The sequence below is a fragment of the Brachybacterium avium genome (assembly GCF_002216795.1).
GTDB classification, from domain to species: Bacteria; Actinomycetota; Actinomycetes; order Actinomycetales; family Dermabacteraceae; genus Brachybacterium; species Brachybacterium avium.
Genome location: NZ_CP022316.1, coordinates 2,003,573 through 2,019,814, shown reverse-complemented (window position 1 = coordinate 2,019,814; position 16,242 = coordinate 2,003,573). Strand labels below are relative to the sequence as shown.

Below are 16,242 nucleotides of genomic sequence, written 5' to 3'. Positions count from 1 at the left end.
GGGCCCGCTGCTGGGGCCGGTGACAGCGATCCCGGCTGCACCTGCGCGGCGCTACCGGGCTCGGCCGCGCCGAGGACTGGTCAGCGGGCCAGCTGCTGCGCCCGGGCGATGAGCGCGGCCCGGGTGTCCCCCGCGGAGGCGACGTCCCGGATCACGCCGGCCATTGCGATCGCGGCGTCGTCCATCAGGCGGTAGCCCTCCGCGGAGTCGGCGTGCGCGGCGAACTCCCGGGTATGCAGGGCGCCGCCAGCACCGGTGATGCCGACGAAGGGGTGCAGCGAGGGCACCCGCTGGGACACGTTGCCCATATCGGTCGAGGCCGAGGTGATGCCGAGCGAGCCGTTCAGCGGCCGGCCGCGCCGCCGCATCGCCGCATTCCAGGCGGCGCCGAGCACCTCGTCCTGGAGCAGCGGCTCGTAGACGGGCTCGCTGCTGGTGATCTCGAGGGCGGTTCCGGTGGCGAGCGCCGCGCCCTCGAAGCAGGCGATCAGCTGCCGGCGCAGCTCGTCGAACTCCGCCATGGTCAGGGCGCGGCACTCGAAGTCGATCACCGCCGTCTCGGGGACGATGTTGGTGACCCCGGACTGCTGGGGCACCAGCGCGAGGCGCTGGCCGTCCCGGAGCCGCTGGCGCAGCAGCCCGGCGGCCACCTGGGCGATCACGGCGGCATCGTTGGCGTTGATCCCGTCGGCCGGATTCGCGGCGGCGTGGGCGCCGCGGCCGGTGAAGGTGGCGCGCCAGCGGCCGACGGCCTGGCTGGTGGAGCCGAGCACGTCGTAGGTATCGGTGTGCGGGGAGGGGTGGCTCATCAGCGACAGGTGCACGCCGTCGAAGACGCCGCGGTCCAGCAACAGCTGCTTGCCGGCGCCGTGCTCCTCCCCGGGGGTGCCGATGACCTGCAGCGTCACGTCGAGGTCGGCGAGCTGCTCGGCGAGCGCGAGGGCCGCGCCGAGCGAGGCGCCGGCGATCAGGTTGTGCCCGCAGCCGTGGCCGATGCCGGGCAGGGCGTCGTACTCGACGCACAGCGAGGCGACCAGGGAGCCGGTGCCGAGGGTGGCGCGGAAGGCGGTGGGCAGTTCGGCGATGCCGCGCTCGAGCGCGAAGCCGGCGCTCTCCAGCAGGTCGGCGCAGCGATCGTGGGCGCGGTGCTCCTGGAAGGCGGTCTCGGGGTCGGCGTGGATCGCGCGGGCCAGGGCATGCACCGCCTCGCGGTGGACGGCGTAGGCGGCGAGGAGGGCGGCATCATCGGTCACGGCATGATCCTGCCACGGTGCCCGACGGCGCTGCTCCCGCCCCTGCCCAGCCGCGAGTGCGCGGCGGCGGGCGCGGGTCCGTTCAGTCGCCGGCGCGCAGCAGCGGAGGCATCAGCGAGGTGCCGCCGGCGGCCCGGTACAGCCGCGCGGGGCGACCACCGGTGGGGGCGGCATACTGGTCCAGCTCCTGCAGGAACCCTTCGGTGCGCGTGGCCTTGCGATGGAAGTTGCCCGCGTCCAGGGTGGCGCCCCACACGCTCTCGTAGACCCCGCGCAGCTGCGAGATGGTGAACGTCTCGGGCAGGAAGGTCGCGGCGAGGGTGGTGTACTCGAGCTTGCTGCGGGCCCGTTCGACGGCGCATTCCAGCACGGTGGCGTGATCGAAGGCGAGCTTCACCTCGGCGAGCTCCTCGAGCGACCACCAGCGGGCATCGGCCACGTCCTCGCCGCGGCGCGGGTCGGGCAGATCAGCACCGAGCGCCATGAACGCCACCGAGACCACATGGCCGCGCGGGTCACGGCCGGGGGTGCCGAAGGTGCGCACCTGCTCGAGGTGGACGGCGCCGCTGCCCAGCGAGGCCTCGTCGGAGAGCACCCGATAGGCGGCCCCGTCGAGATCCTCACCGAGCTGGACGAAACCGCCGGGCAGGGCCCAGGCACCGCGGTGAGGCTCATCCTCGCGCTGGATCAGCAGCACGTTCAGCGCACCGTCCCGGAGGGTCAGGACGGTGAGGTCGACAGCGACGTGGATCTCTGATGAGGAGGTGGCCATGTGTCCAGAGTAGGCACAGTTCTCGTCATCGTGACTCCATCTGCAAGGCGACTCACAGGAAACCCTCCCTCGCTCAGGCTCCGCCCGACCCACCGAGCTCCTACCGCTCGCAAGCTCGCAGCACGTCGCTCAGGCTCCGCCCGACCCACCGAGCTCCTACCGCTCGCAAGCTCGCAGCACGTCGCTCAGGCTCCGCCCGACCCACCGAGCTCCTACCGCTCGCAAGCTCGCAGCACGTCGCTCAGTCCTCGAGCCAGCGGCCCCACTTCTCGGGGCGGTGCTCGGCCTCGACGATGCGCACGGTCCCGGAGGTCGAGCGCATGACGATGGACTCTGTGAAGATGCGGTGATGCTGGTAGCGCACCCCCTTCAGCAGGTCCCCGTCGGTGATGCCGGTGGCGGCGAAGTAGCAGTTGTCGGAGGTCACGAGGTCGTCGGTGCGCAGCACGCGATCCAGGTCGTGCCCGGCGTCCAGGGCCTTCTGCTTCTCCGCGTCGTCGGTCGGGGCGAGCCGGCCCTGGATCATGCCGCCGGTGGCCTTGACCGCGCAGGCGGCGATGATGCCCTCCGGGGTGCCGCCGGTGCCCAGCAGCATGTCGACGCCGGCGCCGCGCGCCGCGGCGATCGCTCCGGCCACATCACCGTCCATGATGAACTTCACCCGGGCCCCGGCCGCCCGGATCTCCTGGACCAAGGGCTCGTGGCGCGGCCGCTCGAGCACGCACACCGTGACCTGGTTGACCGGCTTGCCCAGTGCCTTGGCCACCAGCTTGATGTTCTGCTCCACCGGGAGGCGCAGGTCGACGTACTCAGCCGCCTCGGGGCCCACCACCATCTTCTCCATGTAGAACACGGCGGAGGGGTCGTACATGCTCCCCTTCTCCGCGACCGCGAAGACGGCCAGCGCATTGTTGTATCCCAGCGCGGTGAGGCGGGTGCCGTCGATCGGGTCCACCGCGACATCGACGTCGGGGCCGGTGCCGTCGCCCACGGACTCGCCGTTGAACAGCATCGGGGCCTCGTCCTTCTCGCCCTCGCCGATCACGACGGTGCCGTCCATGCGGACCGTGTCCATGAAGGAGCGCATCGCGTCGACCGCGGCGCCGTCGGCCCGGTTCTTGTCTCCGGCGCCCACCCAGCGGCCGCCGGCGATGGCGGCGGCCTCGGTGACGCGGACCAGCTCGAGAGCGAGGTTGCGGTCGGGGGCGGTGTTGGCAGGGGTGGTCATAGGGGCTCCCTCGGTGCGTGGACATGGATGGAGTCGCGGACCGGGACCTGCCGAATCGACAGGCCGATCGTTGCCTGACGTACACCTCGGACTGTACCCGGCCCCGACCTCGCCCCGCCGCGGAGGATGAAGGGCGGGACTGCGGATCCACGGGGTCAGGCGGTCACCGAGCTCCGCTCGCTGTCTCCGCGGCTGCGCTCGGCGACCGCTGCGCGCAGCGCGACGAACAGGGCGACCAGGCCGACGGTGAGGATGATGTGCCCCAGTCCCGCGATGCCGGGGATCGCGGCCGAGGTGCTGGTGGGGTCCTGCCCGTCCAGGGTGAGGAAGCCGCGCACGGCCTGCATCACCACGGTGACCAGCAGCCCGATGTTGTACGTCCAATAGAAGACGCTGAAGGAGCGGCGCCCGCTGAGGGAGAAGACCGCATCCAGGGCGAGGACGATGAGGAACACCAGCATCCCCAGCGCAAGGAAGTGCGTGTGCAAGGTGCTGAGCTGGGAGTCGACGCCGACGGTGTCGGTGGCCTTGGCGTACTCACGGTAGAACAGGCCCGAGATGAGGCCGAGGATCATGTAGGCGAGGGCGGTGTTGAGCAGTCGTTTCATGTCTTCAACGGTAGAAAATCGCTCGGCCCGTGTGATCCTTCGAAAGGTTGATCCGCGTTCGTCCGTCCGGCGTGATCCGCGCTCGATGGCTGCCGGTATCGCTAGGCGGCGGCCTCGCGGAGGACCCGGGCCCGGCTGCGCAGGTGCCACATCCAGAACCCCAGTCCCGCCAGGCCGAAGCACAGCGCGGTGAGCGCGAAGCTCACCAGCGAGCTGCTGACCAGCGGTGCGATCAGCCCGGCCAGCAGAGCGTTCAGCACCAGGGAGAAGAAGGTGCCCAACGAGGCCGCGGCTCCGCGCTGATGCGGGAACAGATCCAGCACCTCGAGCTGGATGGGGGCGAACACCAGTGCGACCGTGAAGGCGATGAGTGCCGGCCCGATCATCGCCGGGAGCAGGGCGAGGGACAGCTCCCCGGGCGGGCCCGCCAGGAACGAGACCAGCAGCAGGTTCACCGCCGTCGAGACGACGATGCCGATGAATCCGATGGTGATCAACCGGCTGCGCAGCATCTTCTCCGCGACCCGGCCCACCACCCAGGACCCGCTCATCAGCCCGGCGATCAGCGGCACGAACAGCACCCAGAAGTCCTGCTCCCCCAGCCCCAGCAGCTGCACCACGAAGAGCGAGGCGCCGGCGATGAACAGGAACTGGGCGGCGAAGCCGAAGGCGGTGGCCGAGGCGATCCGCAGCATCACCGGGGACCGCCCCACCTGCACCAGGGACCCCAGCAGCGAGCGGACCCGCAGCGGGGTGCGGTCCGCGGCAGGCAGGGTCTCCGGCAACGTCAGGGTCAGCGCCAGCACCACCGTGCCGTAGATGCCCACCCCCGCGAACGCCCAGCGCCAGTCCCCCAACAGCAGCAGCCAGCCGCCGATGATCGGGGCGATCGCCGGGGCGACGGCGAAGATCATCATCACCCGCGCCATCAGCCGCTGCGCCTCGGGCCCGTCGAACAGGTCGCGGATCACCACCCGCGAGATGATGGTGGCGGCCCCCGCGCTCATCCCCTGCAGCACCCGCAGCAGCACCAGTGAGCCCAGGCTCGGCGCGAGGATGCTGCCGAACATGCCGAGCAGGTAGATGACCAGGCCGCCGACCATCACCCGCTTGCGACCCAGGGCGTCCGAGAGCGGTCCGTGGAAGATCGACATCACGGCGAAGGCCGCGAGATAGCTGGAGACCAGCTGCTGCAGAGCCGCCTCGTCGGCCCCGAACTCGGCCCCGATGCGGGTGAAGGCCGGGAAGATCGAGTCGATCGAGAACGGCCCGATCATCGCCAGGGAGGCGATCGTCAGGGTGAGGCGCGGACCGGCCCGTCGCGGGCGCTCCGAGGGTGTCGCGGGCGGGGAGCTGGGCGGGCAGGAGGTCACCTGGTCCACTGTAGGCAGGCGCCATGCCCTCGTCACGCGCCGTCCTGCCTCGGCATAGGCTCGTCGGTGAGCGTCGCACCCCTCGGTGCGGCGACCGCGGTCCGTGCCCCTCGGCCCGGGACCCGCCCCTCCGAGAGATCCGAGGTCATCATGAAGCAGTTCACCATGCCGCACACGCAGATCACCGCGCCGAACGTGGTGCTCGGGCTGATGCGCATCGAGGAGAAGTCCGACGAGGAGATCCGCACCCTGGTCCGCGCCGCACGCGACGCGGGCATCGATTTCTTCGACCACGCCGACATCTACGGCGGCACCACCCACCGCTGCGAGGAGCGCTTCGCCGAGGCGATGCAGCTGACCTCCTCCGAGCGGGAGCAGGTCACCATCCAGTCCAAGGCGGGGATCGTCACCGACGGGCCGTACTACGACTACTCCTACGAGCACCTGATCCGCTCGGTGGAGGGGTCACTGCGTGCGCTGGGCACCGACTACCTCGACATCCTGCTGCTGCATCGCCCCGATGCCCTGGTGGAGCCCGCGGAGGTGGCGCGCGCCTTCGACGAGCTGCAGGCGGCCGGGAAGGTGAAGCACTTCGGGGTCTCCAACCACACCCCGCGCCAGATCGAGCTGCTGCAGAAGCATCCGGATCAGCCGATCGTGGCGAACCAGCTGCAGCTGTCGATCACGCACTCGACGTTCATCGCCCAGGGCGTGAGCGCCAATATGCAGGGCACCGATCAGGCGATCGTCCGCGACGGCGGCGGGATCCTCGACTTCTGCCGGCTGCACGACATCACCGTCCAGGCCTGGTCCCCGTTCCAGGCGAGGTTCTTCGACGGCGTGTTCCTGGGCCATCCCGAGTTCACCGAGCTGAACGCGGTGATCGACCGCCTGGCCGCGAAGTACGACGTCACGCCGGAGGGGATCGCGACCGCGTGGATCACCCGCCATCCCGCCCAGCTGCAGGTGGTCCTCGGCACCACCACCCCGCAGCGGGTCAGCGACTCCGCGGCCGGCTCCGAGGTGCCGCTGACGCGCGCGGAGTGGTACGAGCTGTTCCGGGCCGCCGGGTGGATCGTGCCCTGAGCCCTCGGGCCCGGCCGGGCGTCCCGCACAGCGGGCCGGGCGGGCCCGCGCCGCATCGATGCGGAGCTTTCCCGGCGGCGGGATGCAGAGCTCCCCGGGGCCCGACGCATGGCGTCGGGACCCGGGGAGGGTCCGTTCGGAGCTTCCGACCGGCGGGGAGGCCGGCGGGCGGGCCGGATCAGATGATCGGGAGGCCCTCGTCGCGGGACTTCTTGATGTCCTTGGCGAAGCCTCGGACGATCGTGAACAGCACCCCGAACACGATCACGGGCCACATCAGCACGTAGGCGGTCAGCAGAGCGGTCATGGAGCGTCTCCTCTCAGGAGGTCAGTGGATCAGTGGTCGGAGCCGGGGGCGACAGAGGCGCGGTCGTCATCCTCACCGCTCGCCTCCACAGCGCCGGTCTCCTCGGCCGTGGGGGTCTCCTCATCGAAGTCACCGGTGACCTTGCGGATCACCGAGAAGTCGAAGTCCTGCTTCGAGCGGAAGCTCAGCAGGTAGCAGACCAGGAACGAGACCGCGTAGGCGACCAGCGAGCCGGAGAGGGTCTCGTAGTCACGCAGGAAGCCGAAGCCGAAGGGCAGCACGGCGACGGTCGCGACGATGCCGACGATCACGGCCGGACGCAGCCCGAAGAAGCCGAAGGCCATGATGCCGAGCACCACGCCGACGCCGATGATGGCGAGCAGCTCGACCACCAGTGCCCAGACGCCGGTCAGCGGGATCAGCTGGAAGCGCACCGGCAGGAAGACGACCAGGGCGGCGACCACGGAGAGGGAGAACGCCAGGTTCGTGACCTTCTTCCAGTAGAAGGAGGCGATGACCGGGAACACCAGGCAGCCCCACAGCGCGCCGACGAACACCAGCAGGTCCAAGATGTTGAACTTCGCGGTGGCGAAGTACAGGGCGAGCCCGGTGGCCACGATCATCGTGATCCGGCCGATCAGCACCATCAGCTTGGGGTTGACGTTCTTGCGCCCCACGGACTGGCCGTAGATGTCGGTCATGACGATCGAGCTCAGCGCGGAGAGGTCGGAGTCCGCCGTCGAGGACAGCGAGCCGATGATCATGATGAACGCGAGCGCCACCAGGGCCACGGGCAGGTAGCTGCCCACCATCTGCGGCATCAGGTTGTTGATGTCGCCGCCGGCGGGCTCGATGCCCAGGTACAGCGCCATCACGCCGAGCATGCCCACACCGATCACGGTCGCGCCGTAGCCGACGGTGGCGGTGATGAAGGTGGGCTTGATGAGGTCCTCGCGCACCGCGAACAGGCGCTGGGCGATGGTCTGGTTGCCGATCGCGTAGGCGAGCACCGCGGCGATGTACGGGGCGCCCTGGTTGAAGAACGCGTCGGAGGAGAAGAAGCTCTCCTGCTGCGGGGTGACGTTGCCGGTGGCGACGCCCTCGGCGAACATCGAGGGCCCGCCGGCGAGGAAGAACACCGCGGGGATGATGATCACGGCCGCGCCCAGCATCGCCAGGACCTGCGCGAAGTCGGTGAGGACGGAGGCGCGGAAGCCGGACCACAGGGTGTACAGCAGCACGCCACCGGCGATGATCAGGATGCCGGCGCCGAAGTTGAGCGGGGAGAGCATCGCGATGATCGCGCCGCCCGCGATGAAGTTCGAGGTCAGGGAGATGACCGAGCCGAGCACGTTGGAGCCGGCGAGCATCAGCTGCGAGGAGCGGCCGTGGCGGGCGTACATCACCTCGGCCAGGGTGTGGGCGCGGGGGGCGACGGAGCGGATCCGCTTGCCGAAGGGGTAGATGAACAGGATCATCAGCGCACCCCAGAGCCCGTAGTGGATGGGGCCGGAGACGCCGTAGGTGTACCCGGCGGTCACCGAGGCGTACATCGAGGACGCCCAGATCCAGGTCGCCGTCATCGAGGCGGCGGAGACGCCGAAGCCGATCTTGTTGCCGGCGGTCATGTAGTCGTCGGCGTTCTCCTTCTTGCGGGAGATCGAGACCGACATCCACATCGTGCCCCCGTAGAACAGGAGCAGGAGCAGGACGACTCCGATGATTCCGAGCTGGACGATCTCCCCTGAAGGCGCGGGCGGCACTGTTACTTCCTTTCGTCGCGGACAAACCGATCACAAGCGTCCGGTCCTCCGCGAGTCGCACAGCGCATGCTGAGCTCGGGGCGGGGCCCTGCAGCGGGCCGACCGGCAAATAGCTCCCGGCATGCAGTCCGGTCTTCGTCGACCCGGGCGGCGCCTGGCACCTGCTCCGGGGACGGGACTGCGGCCGCGGCTCCTCGTCCTCGTGGGACGGTCCGCGGCTCTGTCGCACTTGGAGCCGCATAGATACTCGCACACTGCCCGCCACATAGCCACCTATCGGGTAACGCCCCGGTAACCATTGCAGGTCAGAGCGCGCAAATCGATTGTCAGACAAACCTAATCCGAGTAGACCTGCGCCACACCTGCATGAACATGCACCACTCCGAGTGTCGCAGCTCGACCAGGTCTCTTCGCTCGCTCCTCCGGCTCGCTCTCGTCGCCCAATCGCGCCACTGCCCGCACCCCCGGGTGACCTCCTCCCCCGCCCCGCCATCTCGTTGCATCACGTGGCAACGCATGGCACCTGCGCTCGCGCCCCACGTACAGTGACGCTCGTCGAGAGAGCCGTATCGCAGCGGCCGGGAACCAGGAGGACACGGATGACCAGGCGGATCGGGCTGATCGGCTGCGGGGATGTCTCCGTCGTCCACTTCGAGGCGATCCGGGACATCGAGGGCCTGGAGCTCGTCGGTGTGGCAGACACCGACCCACAGGCGCGATCCCGCGCCGCCGCGGCGACCGGGGTGCCCGGCTTCGCGGGCACCCGGGAGCTGATCGACGCCCTCGGCCCGGACGCCGTGCACGTCACCACGCCGCACGACCAGCACATCGGTCCCTCGCTGACAGCCCTCGAGGCGGGGGTGCACGTGCTGCAGGAGAAGCCGCTCGCGCACACCCTCGAGGAGGGCCGCCGCCTGGTCGACGCCCTGGCGAGCGCGAGCACCTCGCCCGGCGCCCCGAAGGTCGGGATCTGCTTCCAGAACCGCTACAACCTGGCCAGCCGGCACTTGGCCGAGATGCTGGGCACGGGCGAACTCGGCGCGGTGCGCGGAGCCTGGGCCTCCGTGGTCTGGACCCGCAGCGCCGACTACTTCCGCGCCAAGCCCTGGCGCGGCACCTGGGCCGGCTCCGGCGGCGGGCTGCTGATCAACCAGGCCATCCACACCCTGGACCTGGTGCAGTGGCTGCTGGGCGGGGTGGAGCGCACCGATGGGCACGTGGCGACCCGCAAGTACGGAGACGTCATAGAGGTCGAGGACACCGCCGAACTGCTGCTGCACCATCCCGGCGGCATCACCACTTCGTTCTATGCCACCCTCACCGCCCCGCAGCACCGCCCGGTCGAGCTCGAGCTGGACTGCGAGAGGGCCTATCTGACGCTGCGCGGCGGCACCGACGGCGGGCTCACGAGCCGCTGGGCCGACGGCCGGGTGGAGACCCTCGCCGAACGCTCGGTGACCTCCGGGGGCCGCTCCTACTGGGGCGTCTCCCACGAGCTGCTGATCCGCGACTTCTATGAGCGCCTGGACGAGCCGGAGCCCTTCTGGATCGGGCCCGGCGAGGCGATGGCCTCGCTGGAGATCCTGAAGGAGGCGTACCGGCTCAGCGGGGTGGGGCCGGGGGCGTGAGCCGGCCGGGCACCCCTCCCGCAGCCGCACCACCTCACGACCCCGGCGGGCCCCCGCCTACGGCTGCGGCAGGCCCAGGTGCTCGCGCAGGGTGGACCCGGAGTACTCGCGCCGGAACCTGCCGCGCTCCTGCAGCACGGGCACGACCTGGTCGACGAAGTCCTCGATCCCTCCCGGGAGGGTGGGCGGCATGAGGTTGAAGCCGTCGGCCGCACCCGCATCGACCCAGCGCTCGATCTCGTCGGCCACCGACTCCGGAGTGCCGATGAACGTGGCATGGCCACCGCCGGCGGCGAGGAAGCCCAGCAGCTCACGCACCGTCGGGCGTGTGGTGCGGATGATCCGCAGCACCGTCGCGTAGCGCCCCTTCGGGCCGGTGAACTCCTCCAGCGGTGGCAGCGGCGGGACGGGAGCGTCCAGCTCCCAGCCCGAGGTGTCCTGGCCGACGAAGAAGGCGAGCTGGCGCAGGGAGTCCTCGACGGGGAGGCGGGAGTGGAGGTCCGCCTGCATGCGCCGGACCTCCTCCTCGGTCGAGCCGACGTAGGTGACCAGTCCCGGCACCACCGCGAGCAGGTCCGGATCACGGCCCAGCGCCGTGGCGCGGGCACGGAGGTCCGTGCGGTAGGCGTGCGCGGATTCGCGGTCCCAGGCCACCGCGTAGATCCCCTCGGCCCAGCGGGCGGCGAGGTCGCGTCCCGGCTCCGAGGCTCCGGCCTGGAACAGCACCGGGCGTCCCTGCGGCGGCGTCGGCACATTCAGCGGGCCGTCGACTGCGAAGGAGTCACCAAGGTGATCCAGCGGACGGAGCAGGGAGGAGTCGGCGTACACACCCTCGGGTCGGCAAGGATGCTCTCGCGCGGCCACGAGTCCCACAGGCCATGGAGGACCTGGATGAACTCCTCCGCCGTGCCGTACCGCTCCTCGTGGGCGGGCAGCGCGGCCATGCTGTGGTTGCGGGCCTCCGCATCGGTCATCGAGGTGACCACGTTGATCCCGGCCCGGCCGTGGGAGATGTGATCCAGGCTCGCGAGCAGCCGAGCCGCATGGAACGGATCCCAGAAGGTGCTTGAGACCGTGGTGACCAGGCCGATCCGTTCGGTGGCGCGGGCCATCGCCGTGAGCACCGTGATCGGTTCCAGGAACCAGCTGGGCCCGCGCTCGGCGCCGGTGGGCGCGATCGACTGGCCGTCTGCGAGGAAGATCGCGTCGAGCCGGCCGCGCTCGGCGATCTGGGCGAGCTCTTCCCAGTAGGTGATGTCGCCCAGGCGGGACACTGCGGAGCCGGGCGCGCGCCAGGCGGCGCCGTGGTGGCCGACCGCGTGCGCGAACAGGTTCAGCCGCACGTGGCGGGTAGCAGTCGCGGCCATCAGTCCTTCACCAGCCCGCCGTCGACGACCAGGTTCTGGCCGGTGATCGCCCGCGACCACGGCGAGGCGAAGAACAGCACGGCATCGGCGAACTCGGCGGGTGTGGTCACCGACTGCAGCGGGGTGCTCTCGGCGATCGCGTCGAAGACGGCCTCGGGCGTCGCGGAGCTCGCGTCGGTGGTGCGCAGCAGGCCGCCGCTGACCATGTTCACCGTGATGCCGCGCGGGCCGAGATCGGCGGAGAAGGTGCGGGTCAGCGACAGCAGCGCCGCCTTGGCCGCGGTGTAGTCGTGGTAGGGCACCACCGGATGCTGGAAGAGGTTGGTCCCGACGTTGATGACGCGGCCCGAACCCGCCCGGTCGAAGCCCGGCAGCGCTGCCTGGATCGTGTTCAGCGCCCCCTGCACGGCGCTTGCGAACTGGGCCGAGAAGGCGTCGTAGTCGATCGCGTCCGCCTTCGCCCTCGCGTCCCCGTTGAACGAGAAGCCGCTGAGCGCATTGTTCACAACGGTGCTGACGGGCGCGCCGAACTCGGCCTGCGCCGCCTCGAACAGTGCCTCCACCTCGCCGCGGTCCCTGACGTCGGCGCGCACCGCGACCGCTCGGCCGGGATGGCGGGCCGCGAGCTCCCGTGCGGCGTCGCCGCTGGTGAGGTGGTTGATGACGACGCGGGCCCCCTCACTCAGCAGGGCTTCGGTGATCGCGCGGCCGAGGCCGCGGGCGCCTCCGGTGACCAGGACCACCTGGTCGGCGAGGGCGGGGATGCTCCGGGACTGCGCGGGCGCAGCGGAAGAGGAGGTCATGAGTGGTTCGTCCTTTCGAAGACGGGATGCGAGCCCCCGGGATGGCGGAAGGACCGGCATCCGGGCAGGGGCGGGAGAACGCTCCACAGGTGGAGGAGCGGGACGACGGGGGTCGGCTCTGATCCCGTTCTCGCGGACGGCAGGCGCAGGCCCTTCAGGCCCGGGCCGGACGGTGTCATCACTGCCTGCGATGCCCGTACATCGTGCGCTGCTGGCCGGGGTGTCACGGCAGCCGGCGCCGCATACGGCGCCACTGCAGGTGAGACCAGTGCACAGCAGCTCATCGACGACATTCCTCCGCGAGTACGAACTCGATCAGGTTCACCGGGTGTGTTCTCAGCCCTGTCGGGCACCCCGTGTCGGTCGTCGACTATACCCATGGCCCCGCCCGTGCGGCGGTTCGTCCCGTGCGGGAGCTGCGGCGACCGTGCGGAAGGAGGGCACCCGTCCCAGTGGACGGTGCGCTGCTGGGCCGGGCCGACCCGGGACGGAAGACCGTCGGCCGATCCGCCGGGATGGACCCTCGCCGCCGCCCGCCCGCCGCTGCGGGTAGGGTGGCCTGGTTCCGTGGGAGCCCGTTCGTCGGGCTGAGAGGGCCTCGTGCCGACCACCAGCACTGGATGCGGATAATGCCGCCGTCAGGAGGACCGCTCATGCAGCACGTCGCCGTCGTCGGCGCCGGGATCATCGGACTGCTCACCGCCTTGGAGCTGAGACGCCGCGGTCACCGGGTCGAGATCCGTTCCACCGGCGTGGCCGAACAGGCCACCCACGCAGCGGCCGGGATGCTGGCTCCCACCAGTGAGGTCCAGTTCGGCCAGCACTCGCTGAGGCCCTTGATGAGGAAGGCCGCGAGCCACCACCGCGCGCTGGCCGCCGAGCTCGCCCTGCGCACCGAGGAGCCGCTGGGCTACCGCGACACCCCCACCCTCGTCGTCGGCCGCGACCGGTCCGACCTCGAGGCCCTGCGTCTTCTCGCACAGGAGCAGTGCGCGGAGGGTGCCGAGGTCGAGGAGCTCACGTCCGCGCAGCTGCGCGGTCGCGCTCCGACGCTGGCCCGGCACGTGGCCGGGGCGATGCTCGTCGCCCGCGACCACCAGGTGGACCCCCGCACCCTGGTCGCCGCCGTCGTCGACGCATTGGCCGGCCCGGGGCGTCCCGGCGACGGGCCGCCCGTCTCCCTCACCATCGGCAGCCGCGTCGCCTCCACCGAGGAGATCGACGCCGACCGGATCATTCTCGCGGCCGGCCTCGGCACCACCGAGATCGACGGACCGCACCGGGTGCTCGACCTGTCGCTGCGCCCGGTCCACGGTGACATCCTGCGCCTGCACGTCCCCGCCTCCGCCCTGCTGCCCGAGGAGGACAACCTGCTGGACCACACGGTCCGAGCCCTGGTCCGCGGGCGTCCCCTCTACCTGGTGCCGCGCGGCGGCGGCCTCGTGCTCGGGGCCACCAGCCGGGAGGACGACATGGTCGGCGCGTCGGCCGGCGCGGTGCTGACCCTGCTGCAGGACGCGGCCGAGGTCCTCCCCTCCGTCCGCGACACCGAACTGCGTGAAGTGATCGCTCGCGCCCGCCCCGGCACCCCGGATGACCTCCCGCTGCTGGGACCGGTGCCGACAGACCCGCGAGTGATCGTGTCCACCGGTTACCACCGCCACGGGATCCTGCTCTCCGCCTGGGCCGCGGCGCGCACCGCCGATCTGCTCGAGGCCGATCCCGGGGCACCGCCGCCCGGGGACATGGCCGAGGAGCTCGCCGCCGTCGATCCCGCCCGTTTCACCACCACATCCCACCTCCAGGAGGTCTCATGAGCATCGTCGTCCACGTCAACGGCGAGGATCTTGACCTGTCCGACGCCGTCACGGTCCGCGACCTGGTGGCCGACCGCCTCGGCCGCGAGGTCGGCGACGACGGGCGCGCGTGCGACGGCACCCCGCTCGGCGTGGCCATCGCGGTCGACGATGCGGTCCTGCCGCGCAGCAGCTGGGCCCACACCCCGCTGACCTCCGATGCCCGGTACGAGCTCGTCACCGCCGTCCAAGGAGGATGAATCATGACCGATACCCCCGAGACAGAACTCGTCATCGCCGGAGAGACCCTGAGCTCCCGCCTGATCATGGGCACCGGAGGCATCACGGACCTGGCGGCCCTGGAACGAGCCCTGCTCGCCTCCGGCACCGCGATGACCACGGTCGCCCTGCGCCGCTTCTCCCCGACGACGCGGGACTCCGTGTTCACGATGATCCGCCGCCTGGGGATCCGTGCCCTGCCCAACACCGCCGGCTGCTTCAGCGCCCGCGACGCCGTGCTGACGGCGGAGCTGGGCCGTCAGGCCCTCGAGACGGACTGGGTGAAGCTCGAAGTCATCGCCGATGAGGACACCCTGCTCCCCGATGGCGTCGAGCTCGTCGAGGCCACCGCCATGCTCGTCGAGCGCGGATTCACCGTGCTTCCGTACACCACGGACGATCCGGTCCTCGCGCAGCGCCTCCAGGACGTCGGCGCGGCCGCGGTGATGCCGCTGGGAGCTCCGATCGGCACCGGCCTCGGCGTGCTGAATCCCCACAACATCGAGATGATCACCTCCCGCGCCACGGTGCCGGTCGTGCTCGATGCCGGGATCGGCACCGCCTCCGATGCCGCGCTGGCGATGGAGCTCGGCTGCGACGCGGTGCTGGCCGCGAGCGCCATCACCCGCGCACGCGACCCCGAGGCCATGGCCCGCGCGATGGCCCACGCCGTCCGGGCGGGCCATCTCGCGGCGGGTGCCGGCCGGATCCCGCGCCGGAGCCTGGCGCTGGCCTCCTCGAGCCACGACGGTCGCATCACGACCGCTCACCCCGCGGGGACTTCGCATGAGCGAGACCTCCCCCGCCCCGCAGTCCCTGCCGCCGCTGGTCCCCCGGGCCCGGAGCTGACGCCGGAGCAGCTCGACCGCTACCGGCGCCAGATCACGCTGCCGCAGATCGGCACCCTCGGGCAGCGACGCCTGCGCGCGGCCTCGGTCCTGGTGGTCGGCGCGGGAGGGCTCGGCTCCCCCGCGCTGCAGTACCTCGCCGGGGCCGGTATCGGTACTCTCGGGATCGTCGACGACGACCTCGTCGACACCTCCAACCTGCACCGCCAGGTCATCCACACCACGCCGGCCATCGGTACGCCCAAGACAATGTCCGCGGCCGCAGCCGTCCGCGCCCTCAATCCCGAGGTCCAGGTGCGCACACATCCCGAGAGGCTCACCCCCGAATCGGTCACCGGCCTCGTCGAGGACTATGACCTGGTGCTCGACGGCAGCGACAACTTCGCCACCCGCTATGCCGTCGCCGACGCCAGCGAGATCACCGGGGTGCCGGTGGTCTGGGCTGCCGTGCTGCGAGGACAAGGGCAGGTCAGCGTGTTCTGGCCGGGGCGCGGCGCACACTACCGCGACGTCTTCCCCGAGCCCCCGGCCCCGGGCGAGGTGCCCTCCTGCGCGGAAGGCGGCGTACTCGGCACACTGCCGGGCCTGCTCGGGATGATCATGGGGACGCAGGTGATCCAGCTGGTCACCGGCACTGGTGAGCCGCTGGTCGGCCGGCTGCTGCTGTGGGACGAGGCCACCAGCACCTCCCGAACGCTGCGGCTCGTCCCGGACCCGCACCGCACGAGGGCCACCCGGGTGGAGGTGCCGGCCGCCGCCGACCCCTCATGCCGGCTCGGTGCGCCCGAGCCGAGCGAGACGCTCGACGTGCCCGCCCTGCGGTCGCTGCTCGATTCGGGGGCCGACGTCACGCTCATCGATGTGCGCGAGGACTGGGAGCATGCCGCCGGGGCGATCGAGGGCGCGATCCACCTCCCGCTGACTCAGCTCCTCGAGCACGGCGAGCACGCACTTCCCACGGGACGAGGCGGCGGCGAGATCGTGCTGTACTGCCAGGCCGGCTCACGCTCCGCGACCGCACTGGAACGCCTGCGACCAGCATGGGCGGGGCGCGAGGGCCGGGTGCGGCACCTCGGCGGCGGCTACGCGGCCTGGACGGCGCCGACGCCGTAGTGGATCACTCGGTGACGC

The 16,242-nt window shown here is 71.0% G+C and carries 13 protein-coding genes, 2 pseudogenes and 2 riboswitches; of the genes and pseudogenes, 6 read left to right on the top strand and 9 right to left on the bottom strand.

Translation table 11 applies throughout. The annotated features are described in order from the left end of the window. Window positions 1–80 precede the first annotated feature (80 nt). The 5 genes from CFK39_RS09125 to CFK39_RS09105 form a co-directional block, all read right to left on the bottom strand. The gene (locus tag CFK39_RS09125; protein WP_089065198.1) at window positions 81–1,253 is read right to left on the bottom strand and encodes an amidohydrolase; all 1,173 of its coding nucleotides are present in this window, start codon (window positions 1,251–1,253) and stop codon (window positions 81–83) included. 82 nt (window positions 1,254–1,335) lie between these two features. Next, window positions 1,336–2,025, bottom strand: coding sequence for an NUDIX hydrolase (locus CFK39_RS09120; RefSeq protein WP_089065197.1), 690 nt, complete (start codon window positions 2,023–2,025; stop codon window positions 1,336–1,338). Between the two features lie 241 nt (window positions 2,026–2,266). Next, window positions 2,267–3,253 carry a class II fructose-bisphosphatase gene (gene glpX / locus CFK39_RS09115; RefSeq protein WP_089065196.1) on the bottom strand — a complete coding sequence of 329 codons (987 nt, stop codon included), beginning with the start codon at window positions 3,251–3,253 and terminating at the stop codon, window positions 2,267–2,269. 155 nt (window positions 3,254–3,408) lie between these two features. Continuing rightward, window positions 3,409–3,861, bottom strand: coding sequence for a DUF2871 domain-containing protein (locus CFK39_RS09110; RefSeq protein WP_089065195.1), 453 nt, complete (start codon window positions 3,859–3,861; stop codon window positions 3,409–3,411). Between the two features lie 101 nt (window positions 3,862–3,962). Further along, window positions 3,963–5,234: a multidrug effflux MFS transporter gene (locus CFK39_RS09105; RefSeq protein ID WP_245822401.1), complete on the bottom strand. Its 1,272-nt coding sequence runs from the start codon at window positions 5,232–5,234 to the stop codon at window positions 3,963–3,965. Window positions 5,235–5,384: 150 nt separating this feature from the next. On the opposite strand from CFK39_RS09105, the gene CFK39_RS09100 reads away from it, so the two are divergent. Continuing rightward, a complete protein-coding gene (locus tag CFK39_RS09100) occupies window positions 5,385–6,320 on the top strand; it encodes an aldo/keto reductase (RefSeq protein ID WP_089065193.1) in 936 nt (311 codons plus the stop codon). 178 nt (window positions 6,321–6,498) lie between these two features. Here CFK39_RS09100 and CFK39_RS16555 read toward each other — a convergent pair whose 3' ends face one another. Continuing rightward, complete coding sequence (locus CFK39_RS16555) at window positions 6,499–6,627, bottom strand: putative transporter small subunit (RefSeq protein ID WP_089065192.1); 129 nt, start codon at window positions 6,625–6,627, stop codon at window positions 6,499–6,501. Between the two features lie 29 nt (window positions 6,628–6,656). After that, on the bottom strand, window positions 6,657–8,390 hold the full coding sequence (locus tag CFK39_RS09090) for a sodium:solute symporter family protein (RefSeq protein ID WP_245822399.1): 1,734 nt from the start codon (window positions 8,388–8,390) through the stop codon (window positions 6,657–6,659). 599 nt (window positions 8,391–8,989) lie between these two features. Here CFK39_RS09090 and CFK39_RS09080 point away from each other — a divergent pair. Beyond that, window positions 8,990–10,018, top strand: a complete 1,029-nt coding sequence (locus tag CFK39_RS09080; protein WP_089065190.1) for a Gfo/Idh/MocA family protein — start codon at window positions 8,990–8,992, stop codon at window positions 10,016–10,018. Between the two features lie 57 nt (window positions 10,019–10,075). On the opposite strand, the pseudogene CFK39_RS09075 reads toward CFK39_RS09080, so the two are convergent. Further along, a pseudogene (locus tag CFK39_RS09075) lies at window positions 10,076–11,385 on the bottom strand (LLM class flavin-dependent oxidoreductase). Then, on the bottom strand, window positions 11,385–12,188 hold the full coding sequence (locus CFK39_RS09070) for a 3-oxoacyl-ACP reductase (RefSeq protein ID WP_089065189.1): 804 nt from the start codon (window positions 12,186–12,188) through the stop codon (window positions 11,385–11,387). Before CFK39_RS09070 ends, CFK39_RS09075 begins: the two are co-directional and overlap by 1 nt. A 275-nt stretch (window positions 12,189–12,463) precedes the next feature. Next, window positions 12,464–12,555: riboswitch (TPP riboswitch) on the bottom strand. Between the two features lie 190 nt (window positions 12,556–12,745). Next, window positions 12,746–12,849: riboswitch (TPP riboswitch) on the top strand. Here CFK39_RS09070 and thiO point away from each other — a divergent pair. From thiO to CFK39_RS09050, 4 genes and pseudogenes are all read left to right on the top strand, one after another. Continuing rightward, window positions 12,842–14,005, top strand: coding sequence for a glycine oxidase ThiO (thiO, locus tag CFK39_RS09065; RefSeq protein ID WP_089065188.1), 1,164 nt, complete (start codon window positions 12,842–12,844; stop codon window positions 14,003–14,005). Its footprint overlaps the riboswitch before it by 8 nt. Continuing rightward, a complete protein-coding gene (gene thiS, locus CFK39_RS09060) occupies window positions 14,002–14,244 on the top strand; it encodes a sulfur carrier protein ThiS (RefSeq protein ID WP_089065187.1) in 243 nt (80 codons plus the stop codon). The genes thiO and thiS overlap by 4 nt, the downstream gene beginning before the upstream one ends. A 3-nt stretch (window positions 14,245–14,247) precedes the next feature. Continuing rightward, window positions 14,248–15,021: pseudogene (locus CFK39_RS09055) on the top strand (thiazole synthase); the annotation flags it as partial. After that, window positions 15,019–16,224, top strand: a complete 1,206-nt coding sequence (locus CFK39_RS09050) for a ThiF family adenylyltransferase (protein WP_338027721.1) — start codon at window positions 15,019–15,021, stop codon at window positions 16,222–16,224. The pseudogene CFK39_RS09055 and the gene CFK39_RS09050, both read left to right, overlap by 3 nt. Window positions 16,225–16,242: the final 18 nt, after the last annotated feature.

What these genes read in the sequence shown, in the direction of transcription:
- CFK39_RS09120 (WP_089065197.1), bottom strand. Translation starts at nt 2,025, where the DNA reads ATGGCCACCTCCTCATCAGAGATCCACGTCGCTGTCGACCTCACCGTC.
- CFK39_RS09100 (WP_089065193.1), top strand. Translation starts at nt 5,385, where the DNA reads ATGAAGCAGTTCACCATGCCGCACACGCAGATCACCGCGCCGAACGTG.
- CFK39_RS16555 (WP_089065192.1), bottom strand. Translation starts at nt 6,627, where the DNA reads ATGACCGCTCTGCTGACCGCCTACGTGCTGATGTGGCCCGTGATCGTG.
- thiO (WP_089065188.1), top strand. Translation starts at nt 12,842, where the DNA reads ATGCAGCACGTCGCCGTCGTCGGCGCCGGGATCATCGGACTGCTCACC.
- CFK39_RS09070 (WP_089065189.1), bottom strand. Translation starts at nt 12,188, where the DNA reads ATGACCTCCTCTTCCGCTGCGCCCGCGCAGTCCCGGAGCATCCCCGCC.
- CFK39_RS09110 (WP_089065195.1), bottom strand. Translation starts at nt 3,861, where the DNA reads ATGAAACGACTGCTCAACACCGCCCTCGCCTACATGATCCTCGGCCTC.
- thiS (WP_089065187.1), top strand. Translation starts at nt 14,002, where the DNA reads ATGAGCATCGTCGTCCACGTCAACGGCGAGGATCTTGACCTGTCCGAC.
- glpX (WP_089065196.1), bottom strand. Translation starts at nt 3,253, where the DNA reads ATGACCACCCCTGCCAACACCGCCCCCGACCGCAACCTCGCTCTCGAG.
- CFK39_RS09080 (WP_089065190.1), top strand. Translation starts at nt 8,990, where the DNA reads ATGACCAGGCGGATCGGGCTGATCGGCTGCGGGGATGTCTCCGTCGTC.